We start from the raw sequence: 19,705 nt of genomic DNA on the forward strand, positions 1-19,705 counted from the left end.
AACGGCCCGCCGCCCCGTCCAGGAAGGAGCCTTCGCCCGTGGCCGCCTACCGTCCCGCGACACGACCGACGATGTACTTCATCGGGGTCACCACACGCCGGTCGTCCATCATGAAGGTGTTCCCCGCCTGGGCGCAGGCCCTCGGCCTGGACGCCGAGATCAGCGGCATCGACCTGCCGATCGACCACACGCCCGACGGCTACCGCGAGGTCGTGGCGTTCATCAAGGACGATCCGCTGTCGCTCGGCGCGCTCGTCACCACCCACAAGCTCAACCTGTTCAAGGCGGCCCGCGACCTGTTCGACCGGGTCGGGGCGGACGCCGCGCTGCTCGACGAGGTCAGCGGCATCGCCAAGCGCGACGGTCTGCTGTGGGGGAACGCGATGGACCCGATCAGCAGCGGGCTGTCCCTGGAGGCGATCGTGCCGGACGGCTACTGGGCGCGCACCGGCGCCGAGCTGCTGCTCCTCGGCGCGGGCGGCTCCGCGCTCGCGCTCACGCTGTACCTGCACCGGCGGGCCGCGGAGGGCCGGGACGTGCCCTCCCGAGTGATCGTCACCAACCGGCGCCCGCACCGCCTGGAGGAGATGCGGGCCGTGCACCAGAAGATCGGCTTTGCCATCCCGGCGGACTACCACGTCGCGCCCACCCCCGAGCACAACGACGCCCAGGCGGGCGCGCTCAAGCCCGGGTCCCTCGTGGTCAACGCGACCGGTCTCGGGAAGGACCGGCCGGGCTCCCCGCTGACCGACGCCGCGACGTTCCCGGACGAGGGCATCGCGTGGGACTTCAACTACCGCGGCGACCTGCGGTTCCTCCGGCAGGCGCGGGACTCGGACCGCGGCGTGCGGGTGGAGAACGGCTGGACCTACTTCATCCACGGCTGGACGCGCGTCATCGCGGAGGTGTTCCGAATCGACATCCCGACGTCCGGACCCGAGTTCGACCGGCTGTCCGAGATCGCGCGGTCCGCGGCGCGGGCGGGAACCGCCTGACCGCCGGCACCGCCGCCGGACCGCCGGACCGGCGGCCCGGCGGGAGGAGGCATGGGGCGTGCCGGGCCGCGATGAAGTACCGTGCGTATCGCCTCGGCACGCCCTTCTCCACCATGCCGCCGGCGCCTTCGGGGGCGCGGGCGCCGTCGCTCCGGGACGGGCGGCGGCTCGCCGTGGAGGGCGCGGGGTGCGCAGGCGGAAGCGGCACGTGAACGTGTCGACGACAGTCGTCCACTAGGGACCGGAGTCGAAGATGACAGCCCAGGGCATCGAAGACGGCAATATTCTTCAGCGCATATCGAGCAAGTATCGATACCTGGCTCCGGCGCTCCGCCAGATCGCCGACCTCATCCTCGGCGACCCCGAAGAGTGTCAGACGATGACGATCACCCAGCTCGCGGCCGCCGCCGGGGTCGCCGAGTCGTCCGTGTCGAGGTTCGTCCGGGAATTCGGGCTGGTCGGCTACCAGGACCTGCGGCTGCGCGTCGCCGAGGCCGTGTTCCAGAGCCGCTCGAAGGGCGGCGAGGCGGGCGACCAGCAGGTGGTGTACGAGGGCATCACCCGGGACGACGACATCGCCACGATCATCGCCAAGATCGAGCGGAGCAGCCAGCACGCGGTCCGGCAGACCGCCGCGCGGGTGGACGTGGACGCCCTGACCCGGGCGGTGGACCTGATCGACCGCGCCGACAGCGTGATCTTCTGCTGCATGGGCTCGTCCGCGATCGCGGCCGAGAACGGCGTCATGCGCTTCATGCGCGCCGGGAAGAAGTGCATCTTCTTCCGCGACCAGAGCGGCCAGATCATGGCGGCGACCAACGCCACGGAGCGCGACGTCGTCATCGGCATCAGCGACTCCGGCCATACCACCGTGGTCGCCCAGGTGCTCCGGCTCGCCTCCGAGCACGGCGCCGCGACCATCGCCCTGACGTCGAACGAGAACTCCCCGGTCTGCGCGCACGCGGACGTGGTCCTCTACACCTCCAGCTCGGCCATCGGAGGCGGCCTCTACGGCGAGTCGGTCACGTCCAAGTGGGGGCAGATCCTCATCGTCGACATGCTCTATGCGGCGTTCGCCGCCCGCAACGCCGACGCGGCATTGGCGCATCTGGAAGAGACCTATACCGCGGCGATCCAGCACACGCGGTCCTGACGCGCACGGGGCCGGGCCGTCACCCTCGGCCCGAGCCCGTGAAGTACGCGTTCGCGGCGGGCAGGCCGCACAGACCGCGCTGCCGCGATCGACGCCGGGAGCGGCGCCTGATCTACGTCTTGTGCCGTCCCTTCTTGCGTCCGCCCCGTGCCCACTGGCGGCAGGCCTCGTCCAGTTCCCGCTGCTGTGTGCGGGCTTCACACGCGGCACACGCAGGCGCCGTTCGCCCTGCGCACCGCCGAAGGCTGTGCCGAGCGTGCCCGCGCATACCGGGCTTCACTTCCCGCCCTGATCGCCTTCTCAGGCGCGGCGACAGGGGCGCCGGCGCTTTGCTCGATGCCCCTCCGTCCTCGCCTGTCCGGAGGCGGAGACGCGCCTGACGGATGACCGCTCCGCAACGGGGCGAAGAGCCTCCCCGCGGGTCTTGACACCGCATGGGGCCGATGGAACGATCGCAGAAATAATTTCGAAGTCATGAATTCATGATCGAAATTACTTCTAACACCCACCCCCATGGAGTACCCGTGATCCGTCACCGTTCCGCCGCCCTGTCCGCCGTGGCGGCCGCCCTCGCCGTCGCCGGGTGCACGGCGACCACCACCGCCTCCGACAACGGCTCCGCAGCGGGCTCGTCGTCGAAGAAGCTCAAGGTGGGCATCACCGTCCAGACCTTCACCAATCCGTTCTTCGTCGCCGAGGCCGACGGGGCCAAGGCCGAAGTGGAGAGGCTGAACGGCCAGGCCTTCGTCGAGCAGGCCGACCAGAACGTCCAGAAGCAGTCCGACCAGATCGACGCGTTCATCCGCCGCCGCGTCGACGTGATCGTCGTCGACGCCGTGGACTCCAACGGCATCGGCCCGGCGGTCGCGCGGGCCAAGGCGGCGGGCATCACGGTGGTCGCCATCGACGTCGGCGCCGACGGCGCCGACGCCACCGTCACCACCGACAACGTGCAGGCCGGCCGGATCGCCTGCGAGCACCTCGGCGAGCGGGTGCGCAGCGGCCCGATCGCCATCCTCGACGGCACCAACATCACCGCGGTCAACGACCGGATCGAGGGGTGCCTCGCGGCGCTCAAGGCGTACCCCGACATCAAGGTGGTCGCCCGGCAGCGCGGTCTCAACAGCCGCGACTCCGCGCTGCCCATCGCGACCAACATGCTGACCGCCAACCCCGGCATCAAGGGGTTCTTCGCCATCAACGACCCCACCGCCGCCGGCGTCGAGCTCGCGGCCAAGCAGAAGGGCCGCACCGACGTGGTCATCGCGAGCGTCGACGGCGCGCGGGCGGCCGTGGAGTCGATCACGCGCGGCGGGCTCATCGGCTGCACGTCCGCGCAGGACCCGCGCGGCATGGGCGCCAAGGGCGCCGCGATCGGCATGCAGCTGGCCGCCGGCAAGCCGCCGAGCCAGACGACCGTCCTGGTCCCGGCGACGCTCGTCACCAAGGACAACGCCGCGTCGTACACGCCCTGGGGATGAGCGATGCCGGTCCGCACACCTGAGCCGCTCCGCACCGATGAGCCGCTCGTCCGGATGCGGGGCGTCACCAAGCGCTTCGGCGGATTCACCGCCGTCGACCACGCCGACCTGGACGTGCACGCCGGCGAGGTGCACGTCGTCGCCGGCGAGAACGGGGCCGGCAAGTCCACGCTGATGAAGACGCTCGCCGGCGTCCACGCGCTCGACTCCGGCCGCATCCTCCTCGACGGCGCGGCGGTGTCGATCCCCGACACGGCGACCGCGCGCCGGCACGGCATCGCGATGGTCCACCAGGAGCTCACCCTGGCCCCGACCCTCTCGGTCGCCGAGAACATCGTGCTCGGCCGCGAGCACCGGACCCGGACGGGGCTGTTCGCCCGGGCGCGGGCGCGCGACGAGGCCGCGCGGGTGCTGGCGACGCTCGGCGCGCGGTTCTCCGTCGACGCCGAGGTCGGGGAGCTGTCCACCGGCGAGCAGCAGCTGGTCGAGATCGGCCGGGCGGTCGCGGAGGGCGCCCGCGTCCTCATCTTCGACGAGCCGACCGCGGCGCTGTCGGCCCGCGAGGCGGCCGCCCTGCTCGACCTCGTGGAGTCGCTGCGCGCGTCCGGCATCGCCGTCCTCTACATCACCCACCGCATGGAGGAGATCCAGCGGCTGGCCGACCGCGTCACCGTGATGCGGGACGGCCGGGTGGTCGCCTCGCTGCGGCGCGAGGAGGCGACGCCGGAGGCGATCGTCACCCGCATGGTGGGACGGCCGATCGGCGCCCTGTACCGCCGGGCCCGTCCCCGGCCGCGCGACCAGGTCAGGCTGCGGGTGACCGGCCTGACCGACGGCGGGTACGTCCGGCCCGCCTCGTTCGAGGTCCGCGCCGGCGAGGTGCTCGGGATCGCCGGGATCGTGGGCGCGGGCCGCAGCGAACTGGTCCGCCTGATCTTCGGCGCCGACGCGGCCGCCTCCGGGAGCGTCGCCGTCGACGGCCGGCGGGTCGCCGTCCGCCGACCCGCCGACGCCATCGCGCACGGCATCGCGCTCGTGCCGGAGAGCCGCAAGGACCAGGGGCTCTTCCTCGACCTGTCGATCGCGGAGAACATCGCCCTGGCGGGCCTCACCCGCCGTCCCCCGAGGATGCTGCGGCCGGGGCGGCTGCGCGCGGCGGCCGGGCCGCTCGTCGCCAGGCTCGGCATCCGCTGCCGGAGCGTCGACCAGCCGGTGGGCCGCCTGTCCGGCGGGAACCAGCAGAAGACCGTCCTCGCCAAGTGGCTGTCGCTCGACCCGAAGGTGCTCATCCTCGACGAGCCCACCCGCGGCGTCGACATCGGCGCGAAGGCCGACATCTACGCGCTCATCGACGACATCGCCGCCCAGGGGGTCGCGATCGTCCTCGTCTCGTCCGAGCTCCCCGAGGTGCTCGGGCTCAGCGACCGCGTCCTGGTGATGCGCGAGGGACACATCGTCGCCGAACTGAGCGGCGACCTGCTCAAGGAGGACATCGTCATGCAGTACGCGACCGGTGCCGACACCGCTCCCGGGCGGCCCGCGGCATGAACGCGTCCAGGGGGGACAACGCCATGGAGACGCGCATGAAGACGCCCACGGACACGCCCATGGAGACGCCCGGGGAGACGGGGGCGGCGACGGCCGAGGGCGCGGACGCGCCGCGGCCCGGAACGCGGCGCCGCCGCCCGCCGCTGGGCTCGCAGCGGTTCGGCCTCGCGATCGCGTTCCTGCTGCTCGTCGCCGTGTTCGCCGCGGTCTCGCCGGAGTTCCGGACCCTCGGCAACTTCTTCGACGTGACCCGGCAGGTGGCCGTCACGGCGATCCTGGCGGCCGGCGCCACCCTGGTGATCCTCACCGGCGGCATCGACCTGTCCGTCGGCTCGCTGGTCGGCCTGACCGCGCTGGTGTCCGTCGCGGCCTCCGCGCACGGGCTGCCGCCCGTGGTCGCGCTGCTGCTCGCGGTCGCCGCCGGGGCGTTCGTCGGACTGGTCAACGGCGCCCTGATCGCGCGGGCCGGGCTGTCGGCGTTCGTCGTCACCCTCGCCGCCCTCACCTGGCTGCGCGGCGTCGTGTACGTCGGCACCAGCGGCGGCGCGGTGTTCACCAAGGACGCCTGGTTCGCCTTCTTCGGCCAGGGCGCGGTCGCCGGGGTCCCGATGCCCGCGCTGATCACGCTCGCCGTCTTCGCGGGCTGCGGCCTGCTGCTGCGCCGCTCGGTGTTCGGGCGGCACGTGGTCGCCGTCGGCGCGAACGCCGAGGCCGCCCGGCTGACCGGCGTGTCCGTGCCCAGGGTGCTCACCCGGGTCTATGTGATCAGCGGGGTGTGCGCGGGCATCGCGGGAGTGATCGTCGGCGCCCGCCTGCAGTCCGCCGTCCCGGACCTGGGCGGCGGCTACGAGCTGCAGGCGATCGCCGCGGTCGTGCTCGGCGGGACCAGCCTCAGCGGCGGCCGCGGCGGCATCGGCGGGACGCTCCTCGGCGCGATGCTCATCGCCGTGCTCGTCAACGGCATGACGCTGCTCAACGTGTCGTCGTACTACCAGCTGATCATCCAGGGCGCGGTCATCGTCGCCGCGATCGCGCTCGACCGACTGCGGCTGCGCGACGGCCGGTAGCCGCCGGCGCCCAGCCGCCCGGGCATCCGAGGCCGCACGGTCTCGGATGCCCTTTCCATGCGCGGCGGCGCCCCGCGCGCGACGGGCCGCTGTGATCATCTGCCGTGGTAGACCGGGGGGCGCTTCTCGCGGAAGGCCCGGGCGCCCTCCTTGGCGTCCTCGGAGCCGATGACGGGCCAGCCGAGCTCGTCGGAGACCTTCAGGGCCGCAGGCTCGGGCAGGTGCTCGGTCTCGCGGTAGACGCGCAGGATCGCCTGCACGGCGAGCGGGCCGCAGGCGGCGACCTGGTCGGCGAGCTCGCGGGCGGCGGCCAGGGCGCCGCCGGACGGGACGACCTTGTTGACCAGGCCCATGGCGAGCGCCTCCTGCGCGGTGACGGAGCGGCCCGTCAGCAGGAGGTCCATGGCGTTGGCGTAGCCGATCTGGCGGGGCAGGCGCACCACCGAGCCGCCCATGGGGAACAGGGCGCGGCGGGCCTCGTACAGGCCGAGGACGGCGTCCTCGGCGGCCACGCGCAGGTCGGTGCCGACGAGCAGTTCGGTGCCGCCGGCGACGGCGTAGCCCTCGACGGCGGCGATCAGGGGTTTGGTGGGCCGGCCGTCGCGCAGCAGGCCCTTCCAGTGGAAGTCGGGGATCCGCCGCATGCGCTCGGCGACGCGCGGGTCGGACGGCGGCGCGCCCATCGCCTTCAGGTCGGCGCCCGAGCAGAAGTGGCCGTCCGCGCCGGTGAGGATGCCGACGCGGACCTCGGGGGTCGCGGAGATGTAGGCCCAGGCCTCGGCCAGGCCGACGAGCATGGCCGAGCTGAGCGCGTTGCGCGCCTCGGGGCGGTTCATCGTGACGGTCACGACGTGGCCGTCCTGCTCGACCGTGCAGTGCTCGGTGGAGATGGGCAGCATGGTTCCTCCTAAACGAGAACGGATTCTAGTAACAAGATCGGTCTACTGACAGGGCTTGTCGGGACAAATGAGAACGTGATCTACTTTTTTCGCCGGGCCTTCGCGTCCGGAGCGGACCGAAGCGATCGCCGAGGGAGAGCCGATGGGATCGTTGGGCTTCTGGCGGCTGGCGCAGGCCGATCCCGGGTGGATCGCGGCCGTCGACCCGGACGGCGCCGAGCACACCGCCGGCGAGCTGCTGGCCCGCGCGAACCGGCTCGTCCACGGGCTGCGCGGGCTGGGGCTGGAGAAGGGCGACGGCGTGTGCGGGCTGATGCCCAACGGCGTGGACGGCCTGGTCCTCTACCTGGCGGCGCTGCAGGCGGGCTGGTACTACACGCCCATCAACTGGCATCTGACCGGCCCGGAGATCGGGTACATCGTGGCCGACAGCGAGGCCAAGGCGTTCTTCGTCCACCCCAGGTACGCCCGGGAGGGCGCGCGGGCCGCCGAGGAGGCCGGGCTCGATCCGCACCGCAGGTTCGCCTTCGGCGACGTGCCGGGGTTCCGGCCGTACGAGGAACTGGTGGACGGGCAGCCGGACACCTTGCCGGAGGGGCGCAGCAACGGCGCCACCATGCACTACACGTCCGGGACGACCGGTCGCCCCAAAGGGGTGCGGCGTCCACTGGCGGGGATCGATCCCGATGACAGCTGCGAACTGCAGACTTTCCTGCTCACGCTGTTCGGCATGACACCGGGGCGTCCCGCCGGGGGGTCGCCGCAGGCGCACCTGGTGACGTCGCCCAACTACCACACCGCCGTCACCCAGTTCGGCGGCACGTCCCTGCACATGGGGCACACGCTGGTCTACATGGACCGGTGGGACGCCGAGGAGTGCCTGCGTCTCATCGAGAAATACGCGATCACGAGCACGCACATGGTGCCGACGCACTTCAAGCGGCTGCTGTCGCTGCCCGAGGAGGTGCGCGAGCGGTACGACGTGTCCTCCATGAAATGGGCGATCCACGCGGCCGCGCCGTGCCCGGTGCCGCTCAAACAGCAGATGCTCGACTGGTGGGGCGACTGCATCTGGGAGTACTACGCGGCCACCGAGGGCGGCGGGACGATCGCCAGCCCGGAGGACTGGCGCAAGCACCCGGGAACCGTCGGCAAGGCGTGGCCGATCACCGAGCTGCTGATCGTGGACGACGACGGCACCGAGGTCCCGCCCGGCACCCCCGGCACGATCTACATGAAGATGACCGGGGTCGACTTCGAGTACAAGGGCGACCGGGAGAAGACCGAGAGGAACCGCCTGCGCGGCTTCTTCACCGTCGGCGACATCGGGTATCTGACCGAGGACGGCTTCCTGTTCCTGTCCGACCGCAAGACCGACCTGATCATCTCGGGCGGCGCCAACATCTACCCGGCCGAGATCGAGAACGAGATCATCCTGCATCCGAAGGTCGCCGACGTGGCCGTCTTCGGCGTCCCGGACGAGGAGTGGGGCGAGCAGATCAAGGCGGTCGTCGAGCCGGCCGCGGGCGTGCGGCCCGGGCCGGAGCTGGCCGCGGAGATCCTGGCGTCCCTGGAAGGGCGGCTGGCGAAGATGAAGTGGCCCAAGTCGATCGACTTCATCGACGCGATGCCGCGCGACCCCAACGGCAAGCTGCTCAAGCGCAAGCTGCGCGACCCGTATTGGGAGGGACGCGGCGGTGTCATCTGAACCCAACCACGTCGTCGAGTTCCCCGGCGGGTACACCCGGTCGGTGGGGCCGGTCATCGGACGGTTCCTGACCGAGCTGCGCGACGGCCGCCTGGTGGGGGTGCGGACCGCGGACGGCCGGGTGCTGGTCCCGCCGACCGAGTACGACCCGGAGACCGGCGAGGCCGTGACCGGCGAGTTCGTCGAGGTGGGCCCGGCGGGCACGGTCACGAGCTGGTCGTGGGTGCCGCGGCCGCGCCCCGCGCACCCGCTCGACCGCCCGTTCGCGTGGGCGCTGATCCGGCCGGACGGCGCCGACACCGCTTTGCTGCACGCGCTGGACCTGGGGGAGTTCGAGGAGGGCGCCGACCCGCCCCGCTACCTCAAGGCGGGCCTGCGCGTGCGGCCCAAGTGGCGGGCGGAGCGCACCGGCGGGATCGGCGACATCGCATGCTTCCGGCCCGAGGTCACGATGATCAACGCGCCGACGCGGCTGGAGTACCGGCTGCGCGGCGGCCGCGCCCTCGACCGCTTCCTCGCCGGCATCGCCGAGGGCCGCATCCTCGGCCACCGGTGCCCGGTGTGCGGCCAGGTCATCGTCCCGATGAAGGGGCTGTGCCCGCGCGACGGCGTGCCGACCTCCGAGGAGGTGGAGGTCGCCGACACCGGCACGGTCACCACGTTCGCCGTCAACAACCTGCCCGACCCGCGCGCCCCGGACGTGCCGTTCGTGTCGGCCTACGTCCTGCTGGACGGCGCCGACCTCACGATGCTCGCGCTCGTCGCCGGGATCCCCGCCGACCAGGTGCGCATCGGCATGCGCGTCAAGGCCGTGTGGCGGCCGCGGGAGGAGTGGGGCCCGACCCTGGACAACATCAAGTGGTTCGAGCCCCTCGACGAGCCCGACGTCCTCTTCGAACGCATCAAGGACTACGTATGAGCCGCCGGGCGGAGGCGAGGCCATGAACCGGGACATCGCCGTCGTCGCGTTCGCGCAGACGCGGCACTCCGCGCAGGACGACGGGCTGACCGAGGTGGAGATGCTGGCGCCCGTCATCGGCGAGATCAAGGAGCGGACCGGGCTGACGCGGTTCGGCTTCACCTGCTCGGGGTCGTGCGACTACCTGGCGGGCACGCCGTTCTCGTTCGTGTCGGCGCTGGACGCGGTGGGCGCGTGGCCGCCCATCTCCGAGAGCCACGTGGAGATGGACGCGGCGTGGGCGCTGTACGAGGCGTGGGTGCGGCTGCGGCACGGCGACGTCGACACCGCGCTGGTGTACGGGTTCGGCAAGGGCAGCCAGGGCGCGCTGCGGGAGATCTTCACCCAGCAGCTCGACCCGTACTACCTGGCGCCGCTCGGCGTCGACCCGGTGTCGCTGGCGGCGCTGCAGGCCCGCGCGTACCTGGACCGGGCGGGCGTCAAGGAGGACGACCTGCGGGCGGTGGCCGCCCGGTCGCGCGCGGCGGGCCGCGCCAACCCGTACGCGCTGCACCTGCCCGACCCGGACGACGAAGGCTACGAGGTCGCGCCGCTGCGCCCGTCCGACATCGCGCCCGTCGCCGACGGCGCCGCGGCGATCGTGCTGGCCGCCGGCGACACCGCCCGCGAGCTGTGCGAACGCCCCGCATGGATCAGCGGCGTCGACCATCGCGCCGAGGCGCACGCGCCGGGGGCGCGCGACCTGACCCGGTCGGAGTCGACGCGGATCGCCGCCCGCAAAGCGGGGGCGGACCGCGTCGAGGTCGCCGAGCTGCACGCGCGGTACAGCCACGAGGAGCTGATCCTGCGCGAGGCGCTCGGACTGGACGAGTCGGTGTCGGTGAACCCGTCCGGCGGGCCCCTGTCCGCCGATCCGGTGATGGCGACGGGGCTCATCCGCATCGGCGAGGCGGCCGCGCGGATCCACGACGGGACGGCCACGCGCGCGCTCGCCCACGCCGCGTCCGGCCCGTGCCTGCAGCAGAACCTCGTGTGCGTCCTGTCGGGAGAGAGCGATGGGTGAGCCGTGCGCCGTCATCGGGGTGGGGCAGACCGCGTACCGGACCAGGCGGCGGGACGTGTCGATCGCCGGGCTCGTCCGTGAGGCCGCGGCGCGCGCGTTGGAGGACGCCGGGCTGACCTGGAAGGACATCGACGCGGTCGTCATCGGCAAGGCGCCCGACCTGTTCGAGGGCGTGGTGATGCCCGAGGCGTACCTGGCGGACGCGCTGGGCGCCCGCGGCAAGCCCGTCATGCGGGTGCACACGGCGGGATCGGTGGGCGGCAGCACCGCGATCGTCGCGGCGAGCCTGATCCAGGCCGGGGTGCACGACCGGGTCCTCACGGTGGCGTGGGAGAAGCAGTCGGAGTCCAACGCCACGTGGGCGCTGACGGTGAGCGGTCCGTTCTCCACGTCTCTGGTGGTGGGCGCGGGCGGCTACTTCGCCCCGCACATCCGGGCGTACATGCGGCGGTCTGGAGCCCCCGCCCACATCGGCACGCTCGTCGCCGTCAAGGACCGGCTCAACGCGCTGAAGAACCCGTACGCGCACCTGAAGATCCCGGGCATCTCGCGGGAGATGGTCGAGTCCACGCCGATGCTGTGGGAGCCGATCCGCTACCTGGAGACCTGCCCGTCGTCCGACGGGGCGTGCGCGATGGTGCTGGCCGGGGAGCGGGCGGCGCGGCGGGCGCCGCACCCGCCCGCCTGGGTGCACGGCACCGCGATGCGCTCCGAGCCGATCTTCTTCGCCGGGCGCGACGCGGTGAACCCGCGGGCCGGCCGGGACTGCGCCGCCGACGTCTACCGGCAGGCCGGGATCACCGATCCGCGCCGCGAGATCGACGTGGCCGAGGTCTACGTGCCGTTCTCCTGGTACGAGCCGATGTGGCTGGAGAACCTCGGCTTCTGCGGGGAGGGCGAGGGCTGGAAGCTCACCGAGTCCGGCGCGACCGCGCTGGACGGCGACATCCCCTGGAACGCCTCGGGCGGCGTGCTGTCGTCCAACCCGATCGGCGCGTCCGGGATGATCCGGTTCGCCGAGGCGGCGCTGCAGGTGCGCGGCATGGCCGGGGAGCACCAGGTGGACGGCGCGCGGCGGGCCCTCGGGCACGCCTACGGCGGCGGCGCCCAGTTCTTCTCGATGTGGATCGTCGGCTCCGACAAGCCCTGACCTCCTACGACCCCAGGCCCCCGACGACCGAACCGCCCCGCGGGAGGCGCCCCGATGGAGTTCAACCACGCCGATCTGTTCGAGGGCATCGCCGACGCGATCGGGGAGCGCGTCGCGCTGGTGTGCGCCGGGCCCGACGGGGACGGGCCCCGCCTGACGTACGCCGAGCTGGACGCGCACGCCAACCGGCTCGCCCACCACCTGGAGGCGGCCGGGGTGCGGGCCGGGCAGCACGTGGCCGTCCAGCTCTACAACTGCCTGGAGTACGCGGCCGCGATCCTGGCCGCGCTGAAGATCCGCGCCGTGCCGATCAACGTCAACTACCGGTACGTGGAGAGCGAGCTGCGCTACCTCTACCGGGACTCCGACGCGGCGGCGCTGCTGTACGACGTGGAGTTCGAGGAGCGGGTGGCGGCGGCCGCCCCGGCGGCGCCGCGGCTGCGCCATCTCATCGCCGTCGGCGGCCCGCCCGGCATCCCGGGCGCCGTGGCCTACGACGAGGCGCTGCGCGGCCGGCCCGCGACCCGCGGGTTCCCGCCGCGGTCGGCCGACGACACCTACATCATCTACACCGGCGGCACGACCGGCATGCCCAAGGGCGTCATGTGGGGCATGAAGGACCTGCTGCTGGCTTTCTACAACCCCACGCTGCCGCGTCCGGAGCGCCCCGAGGACGTGGTGGAGCAGGCCCGGTCCGGCGGCCCGCTGGTGATGATGCCGGTGGCGCCGCTGATGCACGGCGCCGCGCAGATGGCCACGTTCATCGGCTGGTTCATGGGGGCCACCATCGTCTACCTGCGGCGGTTCGACCCGGACGCGGTGTGGCGGACGATCGAGCGGCAGAGGGTGAACTCGCTGACCGTCACCGGCGACGCGATGGCCCGGCCCATGGCCGACGCGCTGGCGCGCGGGTCGTACGACACCTCGTCGCTGCTGGTGTTCGTGTCGACCGGGGCGATCCTGACCGGCGCGGTGCGCGACCGCCTCGGCGAGCTGCTGCCCGGCGTCGCCATCATGGACCGGTTCGGCTCCACCGAGTCGGGGTCGACCGCGGAGGCGGTCGCGGGGTCCGCGCCGGAGAAGGGGCTGCGGTTCGCGGCGGACGTGGACGACGTGGCGGTGCTGGACGAGCGGCTCGAACCCGTCAAGCCCGGCTCCGGCGTCATCGGCCAGGTCGCGCGCACCGGGCACATCGCGCGCGGCTACTACAAGGACCCGGAGAAGACCGCCCGCACGTTCCCGGTCGTGAACGGCAGGCGGTGGCTGCTGACCGGCGACATCGCCACCGTGGAGGAGGACGGCAGCATCACGGTGTTCGGGCGCGGCTCGCAGGTCATCAACACCGGCGGGGAGAAGGTGTTCCCGGAGGAGGTCGAGGCCGTCCTCAAGGGCCATCCCAAGGTGTTCGACGCGGTCGTCACCGGGGTCCCGGACGAACGCTGGGGCAGCCGCGTCGCCGCCGTCGTCCAGCCCTACGGGGACGCGGCCCCGACCCCCGAAGAGCTCGACGCGCACTGCCGCGCGAACCTGTCCGGCTACAAGGTGCCGCGCACGTACGCGTTCGTCGCCGAGGTGAAGCGGTCGCCCGCGGGCAAGGCCGACTACCGCTGGGCCAGGCGGATCGCCGAGGAGGCCGGGCGGCGGACGTGACGCGGCCGACGCGCCGCCCCCTGCGACGGTGATCCGCGGAGCCACTAGGATGGCGTCGCGGACGCGGCTCCGAGCAAGAGTCTCTCGCTGTGCGAGATTTCCGTTGGATGGGGTGAAGGCGTGTCGAGCCCGGAGCGGGAGCGGCTGGAGCGCGAACTGGCGGAGGCCACCCGGCGCAGCACGATGTGGACGGTGCTGCTGCACCACGCCACCGCCTCCAGGGCGGGGCTGAACGTCACCGACGCGCAGGCCATCAACGCGCTCCTGCTGGACGGCCCGCAGACCCCCGGGCAGCTCGCCCAGCTCATGGGCATCACCACCGGGGGCGCGATCACCGCCGTCATCGACCGGCTGGAGAAGGCCGGCTTCGTCAAGCGGACCCGCGACCCCGACGACCGCCGCCGCGTCATCGTCGAGCCGGTGCCGCAGAACGTGGCGCGGCTCGCCCGCTACTTCGAGCCCATCGCCCGCGTGTTCGGCGAACGCGTCGCCTCCCTGTCCGACGAGCAGCTGCGCTTCCTGCTCGACTGGGCCCGCGGCATGAACGCGGTCGTGCCCGCCGTCGTCGACGAGATCCGCCGTCTGGAGGACTAGGACCCCGGGGACCCCTTGGGGACTAGGGCGCGGCCGGGCCGGCGATGCGGCCGCGCAGCAGGTCCATCAGCGTGGCGTGCACGTCCTGGAGCGGGCGGCCCGGCTCCAGCGTGCGCCAGTGCAGCGCGACCGTGAGCACCATGCCGAACACGGCGGCCGCGGCCGTCTCGACGTCCAGGTCGGCGCGCAGCTCCCCGGCGGCCACGGCCGCGCGCAGCACGTCCGCGACGACCTCGATGGCGCGTTCGCGGATCAGCAGGGCGGCCTGGTGCCAGGCGCCGCCGCCCGACCGCCACGCCTCGGCGATCAGCAGCCGGGCGAACGACTCGTGCTCGCCGATGAACGCCAGCTCCGCGCCGACCACCGCCTCCAGCGCCGCCAGCGGCGGCCGGCCCGCGGCGGCCTCGCGCAGGCAGGCGCCCAGCCGGTCCACGCCGTAGTCGAGCAGCGCCGAGAACAGCGCGGCCTTGCTGCCGAAGTTGTAGTAGACGGTGCCCTTGGCGACCCCGGCGCGCTCGGCGATCTGGTCGACGGTGGTCGCGGTGAACCCGTGCTCGGCGATCAGCTCGACCGCCGCGGTGAACAGCCGCTCCCGGGTCGCCGTCCGGCCCATCGCTCACGCTCCCGCCTGTCGTCCACCGCGTCACAGCTTCAGCGCCGGGTGCAGCCGCGCGACCGTCCACACCCGGTTGTGCCGCGCGGCCAGGGCGGTCAGCGCCAGACCCCCGGCCAGGAACACCGCGAGCACGGCACCACCCTGCCACACCGCGGCCGGGTCGCCGCCCGCGATCAGGTGCCGGACGGCGCGCACCGCCCACGACATCGGCAGGCACGGCTGGACCGCCTGGAAGAACGCCGGGCTGGTCTCGATCGGGTACGTGCCCGCGGCCGAGGTGAGCTGGAGCATCAGCAGCGCCAGCGCGACGATCCTGCCGGCCGGGCCGAAGCGGGCGTTCACCCCCTGGATCACGGCGAGGAACGCCGCCGACGTCAGCGCCAGGAACGCCACCAGACCCGGCCAGTGCTCGGCGTGCAGGCCCAGGCCGAAGCGCAGCACCGCCAGGACGACGCCGACCTGCGCCACGCCGATCGCCACGGCGGGCAGCCATCCGGCGAGCGCCACTCGCCAGCCGGGCGCCGTGCCCGCCAGCGCGCGCGGGTTCAGCGGACGCAGCAGCATGTAGACGACCATGCCGCCCACCCACAGCGACAGCGGCACGAAGAACGGCGCGAAACCGGTGCCGTAGTTGGCGACCTTGTTGTCGTGGGCGCTGGCCAGGCGCACCGGGCTGCTCATCATCTCGGCGCGTGCCTGCCGCTCGTCCTTCCCGTACGCCGGGACGCGCCCGGCGCCCTCCTCCAGCCCGTCCGCCAGCCGGCGGCCGCCGTCGGAGATCTGCGCCAGGGCCGTGGCGAGGTCCACGGCGCCGCCGGAGAGCCGGCCGAGGCCCGACCGCAGCTCGCCCGCGCCGTCCGACAGCGCGCCCAGCCCGCCGGTCAGCTCGGACGCGCCCGACAGCAGCCGGCCCGTGCCGGCGTTCACCCGCGCCGCGCCCGCCGCGGCCTGTGCGGCGCCCCGGCCGAGGCGGTCCACGTCCCGCCGCGCCTTCTCGACCCGGTCGGCGAGGCGCGGCGCGTCGGCTGCGATCTTGCGTGCCGCCCGCTCCGCGGAACGGGCCTGCGCCGCGACCCTGCGCAGGTCGCCGGTGTGCGCGCGGACGTAGGCGTCGACCTGCCGGGCCACGGCCACGACGTCGCGGGCCGCCCGCCGCAGCTCCCGCCGGGTCTGCGCGGGGATCTCGGTGTGCCGGGCGAGCATCCGCTCCACCTCCGCCTGCGCCCGCTCGGCCCGGCGGACGGCCTGGCCCGTCCGGGCGGGAAGCGCGTCGGCGGCGTCGGCGAGGGCGTCGGCGGCCTCCGCCACCGCCAGGGCGTCCCGCCGGATCCGCGGGGCGTTCTCGCGCAGCAGCGGGACGGCCGCGTCCGCGGCCTCGTCGACGCGCGCGACGAGCTGCTGCACGCCCGCGTTGAGGCGCCGGTTCCCCTCGGCGAGCCGCCGGGTGCCGTCGTGCAGCGTGTCCAGGCCGGACGTCAGCCGGCGGCTGCCGGAGTGCGCCCGGCCGATGCCGTTCTCGAGCCGCCCGGCGCCCCGCCGGGCCTCGCGTGCTCCGGCGGCGAGCCGGTCCGCGCCCTGCCCGGCGCGGCCCGCGCCGTCGGCGAGCCGTCCCGCGCCGTCGGCGGCCTTGCCCAGCTCGCCGTGCAGCCTCCCGAACGAGATGAAGATCTGGTCGAGGTAGCCGCGGGTGGCCTTCGCGCCCGCCGCCGCGCTGATCTCCTTGAACGCCGCCTCGGCGAGGGAGCCGATCACGTAGTTGTTGGCGTCGTTGAGCCGGAGCCGCAGCTGCGCGGCCGCGGGGGCGCCGTCCCGGGACGGCGAGGCGATCCGCGCGCTGAAGTCGGACGGGATCGTGAGGGCCATGTAGTAGCGGCCCGACCGGACGCCCTCGCGCGCCTCGCGAGCGTCCACGGTGCGCCAGTCGAACACCTTCCGCCTCTTCAACTCGGCGGCGAGGTCGGCGCCCGCGTGCACGGTCTGGTCGCCGGCGCCGTTCGTCCCGTCACCGGCCTGGGCGGGCTTGTCCTCGACCACCAGCGCGACCGGAACGTGGCTGAGCCGCGCGTACGGATCCCAGAAGGACCAAAGGTAAAGCCCTGAGTAGAGCAGCGGCAGCAGCACGAGCGCGGCGAGCGCCACCCGGGTCGGCCGGTTGCGTCGGAAGCGGCGCAGCTCCAAGCCGGCCGTCGACACGGAGGGCAGCCTCATCGCCGGGCCTCCCCGTCGTCGTCCGAGAGCGGGACGCGCTGGGCCGTCCCGTCGGCGGGGGCCGCGTCATGGCAGGTCGCGATCACCGTGACGCCCGTGTCGGCGATCGCGCGCAGCCGCCGCCACAGCGCGCTCCGCCGTTCGGACGGCAGCCCCTCGTCGACGTCGTCCAGCAGCAGCAGCTCCGGCTCGCCGACGAGCGCGAGCGCGGCGCCGAGCAGGCAGGTCTCCTCGGGGGTCAGGTCGCCGGCGAGCGTGCGCGGGTCGACGTCCAGGCCGACGCGCTCCACCGCCCGCCTGATCCGGGCGTCCCGCCCGCGCCGCCGGCCCCACAGCCCTTCGCGCAGGTCGAGCGCCTCGCTGACGTGCTCCCGGACGGTCAGCGCGGGATCGAGCTCGTTGACGCCCGCCATCACGCCCAGCGCCGCCCGCCGCCGCACGTCGCGCGGGCGGCGCGGCCGACCGCCGAACAGGACCGTGCCCGACGTGGGCTTCATCCGTCCGCCGAGGGTGAGCAGCAGGGACGTGCGCCCCGAGCCCGCGGCCCCCGCGACGGCGGCCAGCCCGCCCGCCGGGACCGTCAGGTCCACGTCGCGGAACACCCAGCCGCGCGGTCCGCGCACCGACAGGCCGCGGGCCTCGACGGCGAGCCCCCCGCCCGAGGGGGTGGCGGTCGGCTCCGATGTCATGGCGGCGTCCTCCGCAATTTGAACTGACCAGTCAGTGCAAATTTAGCGTCGGATGCCGCCCGCTCCGTCCCGTCCGCCCGGTGAGACCGGCCACACCGCCCGACGCGTGGTCTCCGACCTGCGGGTATGGGACGCGGACAGGCAGAGGAGGGATGGACATGGCGCAGGACAAGCCGCGCGAGGGCGACCGGGTCTCCTGGCGCAGCCACGGCGGCGAGGCCCACGGCGAGGTCGAGCGCGAGATCACCGAACGGACCGAGGCGGCCGGGCGGACGGTCGCGGCGTCCCCGGAGGAGCCGCAGTACGAGGTCCGCAGCGACGCGTCCGGGCGCACCGCCGTGCACAAGCCCGAGGCGCTGGAGAAAGAGGACTGACCGCGACGGGCGGACGCGCCGCGGAGCCGCCGGCCGCTCCGCGACGCGTCGGCGCGCGATGTGCGGGTTCGAGGAGCGTCAGCCCTGGTCGGCGCGGGTGTAGGTGAGGGCGAAGTCGAGGTCCCAGGCCGTTCCGTCCGCGGAGACCTCCCAGCGGGCGTCGATGGCGGCGCCGTCGGGGCTGAGCGTCCCGGTGAAGCGCTGGTGGAAGCCGGGGGCGTCGCGCCAGATCCGCCAGACGCCGTCGGCGAACGTCATCCGGTAGACGCGGTGCACGCCGCGGGCGTCGGCGTACAGCATGGCGAACTCGCCGGTGGCGTCGTCGAGCCCGATGAGCGCCGTGGTGGGGAAGGGGGAGTTGTCGCGCCACCCTTGGGGCGCGGCGGCCGGGATCTCGGGGATGTCGGAGTACTGGCGCAGGTAGGCGCCGCCGTCCTGCCAGGTGAACTCGGTCCGCGCGGCGCACCCGGCGCCGAGGCCCTCGACGTGCAGGCGGATCGTCCAGCTGCCGACGAGCGGTTCGAGGCGTGCGAGTGCGTTCGCGCCGGCCGCGGGCGCGCCGGTCTTGTGAGTGTCGGTCATGTGAATGCCGACCGCCGAGCGCCGCCGGATTCATCGCACGCGGCGGTGCTCCCGCCGCCGGGGGGAGGCGGCGGGAGCACCGGGGGGAGGAGACGAGCGCGTCAGCGGGCCTGCTCGACCTTGGCCTCGATCTTGGCCTGGGCCGCGCGGAGCTTGGTCAGGCTGTTGATGGCCGTCGGCTCGCTGTAGCCGCGGAACTTGGCCATCGTCTCGAACACGGCGGTGTTCGTCCCCGCCTTGGCGGGCAGGCCCGCGCGGAAGTCGGCGATGCCGTTGAGCAGCCCCCACGGGCCGCAGCCCGTCGACTTCGGCACGCTGAAGGCGTTGTCGACGACCGTGGAGGTGAACACGGTCGGGTCGTCCGGGTGCGGTTCGATGCCCCGGCCGGTGATGGGCTTGTTGGGCGGGGGCGGGTTGGTCGTCCCGAACGTCAGGTTCAGCGTGATCGGGTCGCTGTCCGAGCCGACGTAGCAGGTGTCGCCGAGCAGCGGATTGATGTTCTTGATCTTCATGTGCATCCGGTAGGCGACGTTCGGGTCGTCCACCGGGCTGACCTCGGGGTCCCTGGCCAGCTGCGCCTGCGCGTACAGCTCCAGGAACGGCAGCACGTCGGTGCCGGGGATGCCCAGCACCCCGCCCGCCACCTTCAGCGGCTCGCCCTTGAGCGGCCGGAAGACGAACGACTGCTCCAGCGTCACCGGGTCGAAGCCGTTGGCGTAGGTGAGCGCGATCGGCTTGTCGATCTTCTGGTCGATGGTGCCGAACTGGAGCCGGCCGCCGGTGATCACCACGACGGTGCACAGCCAGAAGTTCGGGTCGGCGCCCTTCGGCAGCTCGCTCAGCGTGGGGCAGTCGTTCAGGTTCACCTCCGGCGGGATCGGCGCGGCGTCCCGCGCGCTCGCGGGGGGAGCCGTCGCCACCAGCGCCGACGCGGTGAGCGCGGCCGCCGCGGCGGCCGCCGCCCACCGCCGGTTGAACGGTCTTCTCATAGGTGCTCCAAAAGGGGTCG

Annotated in this window: 18 protein-coding genes; 12 read left to right on the forward strand and 6 right to left on the reverse strand. The window is 73.5% G+C overall.

The window, feature by feature from the left end:
- Positions 1 to 38: 38 nt before the first annotated feature.
- The 5 genes from AR3_RS11965 to AR3_RS11985 all read left to right on the forward strand — a co-directional run bounded on the left by AR3_RS11965 (position 39) and on the right by AR3_RS11985 (position 6,244).
- The gene (locus tag AR3_RS11965) at positions 39 to 995 is read left to right on the forward strand and encodes a shikimate dehydrogenase family protein (protein ID WP_106258111.1); all 957 of its coding nucleotides are present in this window, start codon (positions 39 to 41) and stop codon (positions 993 to 995) included.
- A 253-nt stretch (positions 996 to 1,248) separates the two neighbouring features.
- Positions 1,249 to 2,148 (forward strand): MurR/RpiR family transcriptional regulator, encoded by a 900-nt coding sequence (locus AR3_RS11970; RefSeq protein ID WP_067913086.1) that lies wholly within the window; start codon positions 1,249 to 1,251, stop codon positions 2,146 to 2,148.
- A gap of 524 nt (positions 2,149 to 2,672) precedes the next feature.
- A complete protein-coding gene (locus AR3_RS11975; RefSeq protein WP_067913089.1) occupies positions 2,673 to 3,629 on the forward strand; it encodes a substrate-binding domain-containing protein in 957 nt (318 codons plus the stop codon).
- A 3-nt stretch (positions 3,630 to 3,632) separates the two neighbouring features.
- A complete protein-coding gene (locus AR3_RS11980) occupies positions 3,633 to 5,177 on the forward strand; it encodes a sugar ABC transporter ATP-binding protein (protein WP_067913093.1) in 1,545 nt (514 codons plus the stop codon).
- Between the two features lie 35 nt (positions 5,178 to 5,212).
- Positions 5,213 to 6,244, forward strand: coding sequence for an ABC transporter permease (locus AR3_RS11985; RefSeq protein WP_217998522.1), 1,032 nt, complete (start codon positions 5,213 to 5,215; stop codon positions 6,242 to 6,244).
- Positions 6,245 to 6,339: 95 nt separating this feature from the next.
- Here the strand turns inward: AR3_RS11985 and AR3_RS11990 are convergent, their stop codons facing one another.
- On the reverse strand, positions 6,340 to 7,143 hold the full coding sequence (locus AR3_RS11990; RefSeq protein ID WP_067913099.1) for a crotonase/enoyl-CoA hydratase family protein: 804 nt from the start codon (positions 7,141 to 7,143) through the stop codon (positions 6,340 to 6,342).
- A gap of 142 nt (positions 7,144 to 7,285) precedes the next feature.
- On the opposite strand from AR3_RS11990, the gene AR3_RS11995 reads away from it, so the two are divergent.
- The 6 genes from AR3_RS11995 to AR3_RS12020 all read left to right on the forward strand — a co-directional run bounded on the left by AR3_RS11995 (position 7,286) and on the right by AR3_RS12020 (position 14,227).
- Positions 7,286 to 8,851, forward strand: coding sequence for an acyl-CoA synthetase (locus AR3_RS11995; RefSeq protein ID WP_067913101.1), 1,566 nt, complete (start codon positions 7,286 to 7,288; stop codon positions 8,849 to 8,851).
- Positions 8,841 to 9,770 carry a Zn-ribbon domain-containing OB-fold protein gene (locus AR3_RS12000; RefSeq protein WP_067913103.1) on the forward strand — a complete coding sequence of 310 codons (930 nt, stop codon included), beginning with the start codon at positions 8,841 to 8,843 and terminating at the stop codon, positions 9,768 to 9,770. The genes AR3_RS11995 and AR3_RS12000 overlap by 11 nt, the downstream gene beginning before the upstream one ends.
- 22 nt (positions 9,771 to 9,792) lie before the next feature.
- A complete protein-coding gene (locus tag AR3_RS12005; RefSeq protein WP_067913107.1) occupies positions 9,793 to 10,833 on the forward strand; it encodes a thiolase family protein in 1,041 nt (346 codons plus the stop codon).
- The gene (locus AR3_RS12010; RefSeq protein WP_067913111.1) at positions 10,826 to 11,983 is read left to right on the forward strand and encodes a thiolase family protein; all 1,158 of its coding nucleotides are present in this window, start codon (positions 10,826 to 10,828) and stop codon (positions 11,981 to 11,983) included. The genes AR3_RS12005 and AR3_RS12010 overlap by 8 nt, the downstream gene beginning before the upstream one ends.
- Before the next feature lie 54 nt (positions 11,984 to 12,037).
- Positions 12,038 to 13,633: an acyl-CoA synthetase gene (locus AR3_RS12015; protein ID WP_067913114.1), complete on the forward strand. Its 1,596-nt coding sequence runs from the start codon at positions 12,038 to 12,040 to the stop codon at positions 13,631 to 13,633.
- 120 nt (positions 13,634 to 13,753) lie between these two features.
- Complete coding sequence (locus tag AR3_RS12020) at positions 13,754 to 14,227, forward strand: MarR family winged helix-turn-helix transcriptional regulator (protein WP_067913117.1); 474 nt, start codon at positions 13,754 to 13,756, stop codon at positions 14,225 to 14,227.
- A 22-nt stretch (positions 14,228 to 14,249) separates the two neighbouring features.
- Here the strand turns inward: AR3_RS12020 and AR3_RS12025 are convergent, their stop codons facing one another.
- From AR3_RS12025 to AR3_RS12035, 3 genes are read right to left on the reverse strand one after another with little or no spacing between them, the layout of a single operon-like run.
- Positions 14,250 to 14,840, reverse strand: a complete 591-nt coding sequence (locus tag AR3_RS12025; RefSeq protein ID WP_067913120.1) for a TetR/AcrR family transcriptional regulator — start codon at positions 14,838 to 14,840, stop codon at positions 14,250 to 14,252.
- A gap of 30 nt (positions 14,841 to 14,870) precedes the next feature.
- Complete coding sequence (locus AR3_RS12030) at positions 14,871 to 17,051, reverse strand: YhgE/Pip domain-containing protein (protein WP_067913123.1); 2,181 nt, start codon at positions 17,049 to 17,051, stop codon at positions 14,871 to 14,873.
- On the reverse strand, positions 17,048 to 17,740 hold the full coding sequence (locus AR3_RS12035) for an ATP-binding cassette domain-containing protein (RefSeq protein WP_227022936.1): 693 nt from the start codon (positions 17,738 to 17,740) through the stop codon (positions 17,048 to 17,050). The genes AR3_RS12030 and AR3_RS12035 overlap by 4 nt, the downstream gene beginning before the upstream one ends.
- 158 nt (positions 17,741 to 17,898) lie before the next feature.
- Here AR3_RS12035 and AR3_RS12040 point away from each other — a divergent pair, with 158 nt between their 5' ends.
- Positions 17,899 to 18,114 (forward strand): hypervirulence associated TUDOR domain-containing protein, encoded by a 216-nt coding sequence (locus tag AR3_RS12040; protein ID WP_067913215.1) that lies wholly within the window; start codon positions 17,899 to 17,901, stop codon positions 18,112 to 18,114.
- 78 nt (positions 18,115 to 18,192) lie between these two features.
- Here the strand turns inward: AR3_RS12040 and AR3_RS12045 are convergent, their stop codons facing one another.
- Both AR3_RS12045 and AR3_RS12050 read right to left on the reverse strand, forming a co-directional pair.
- Positions 18,193 to 18,696: a hypothetical protein gene (locus tag AR3_RS12045; protein WP_067913126.1), complete on the reverse strand. Its 504-nt coding sequence runs from the start codon at positions 18,694 to 18,696 to the stop codon at positions 18,193 to 18,195.
- 101 nt (positions 18,697 to 18,797) lie between these two features.
- Positions 18,798 to 19,685, reverse strand: coding sequence for a hypothetical protein (locus tag AR3_RS12050; RefSeq protein ID WP_067913131.1), 888 nt, complete (start codon positions 19,683 to 19,685; stop codon positions 18,798 to 18,800).
- Positions 19,686 to 19,705: the final 20 nt, after the last annotated feature.

The sequence above is a fragment of the Actinomadura rubrobrunea NBRC 15275 genome (genome assembly GCF_001552235.1).
In the GTDB taxonomy this organism is placed as follows: Bacteria; Actinomycetota; Actinomycetes; order Streptosporangiales; family Streptosporangiaceae; genus Spirillospora; species Spirillospora viridilutea.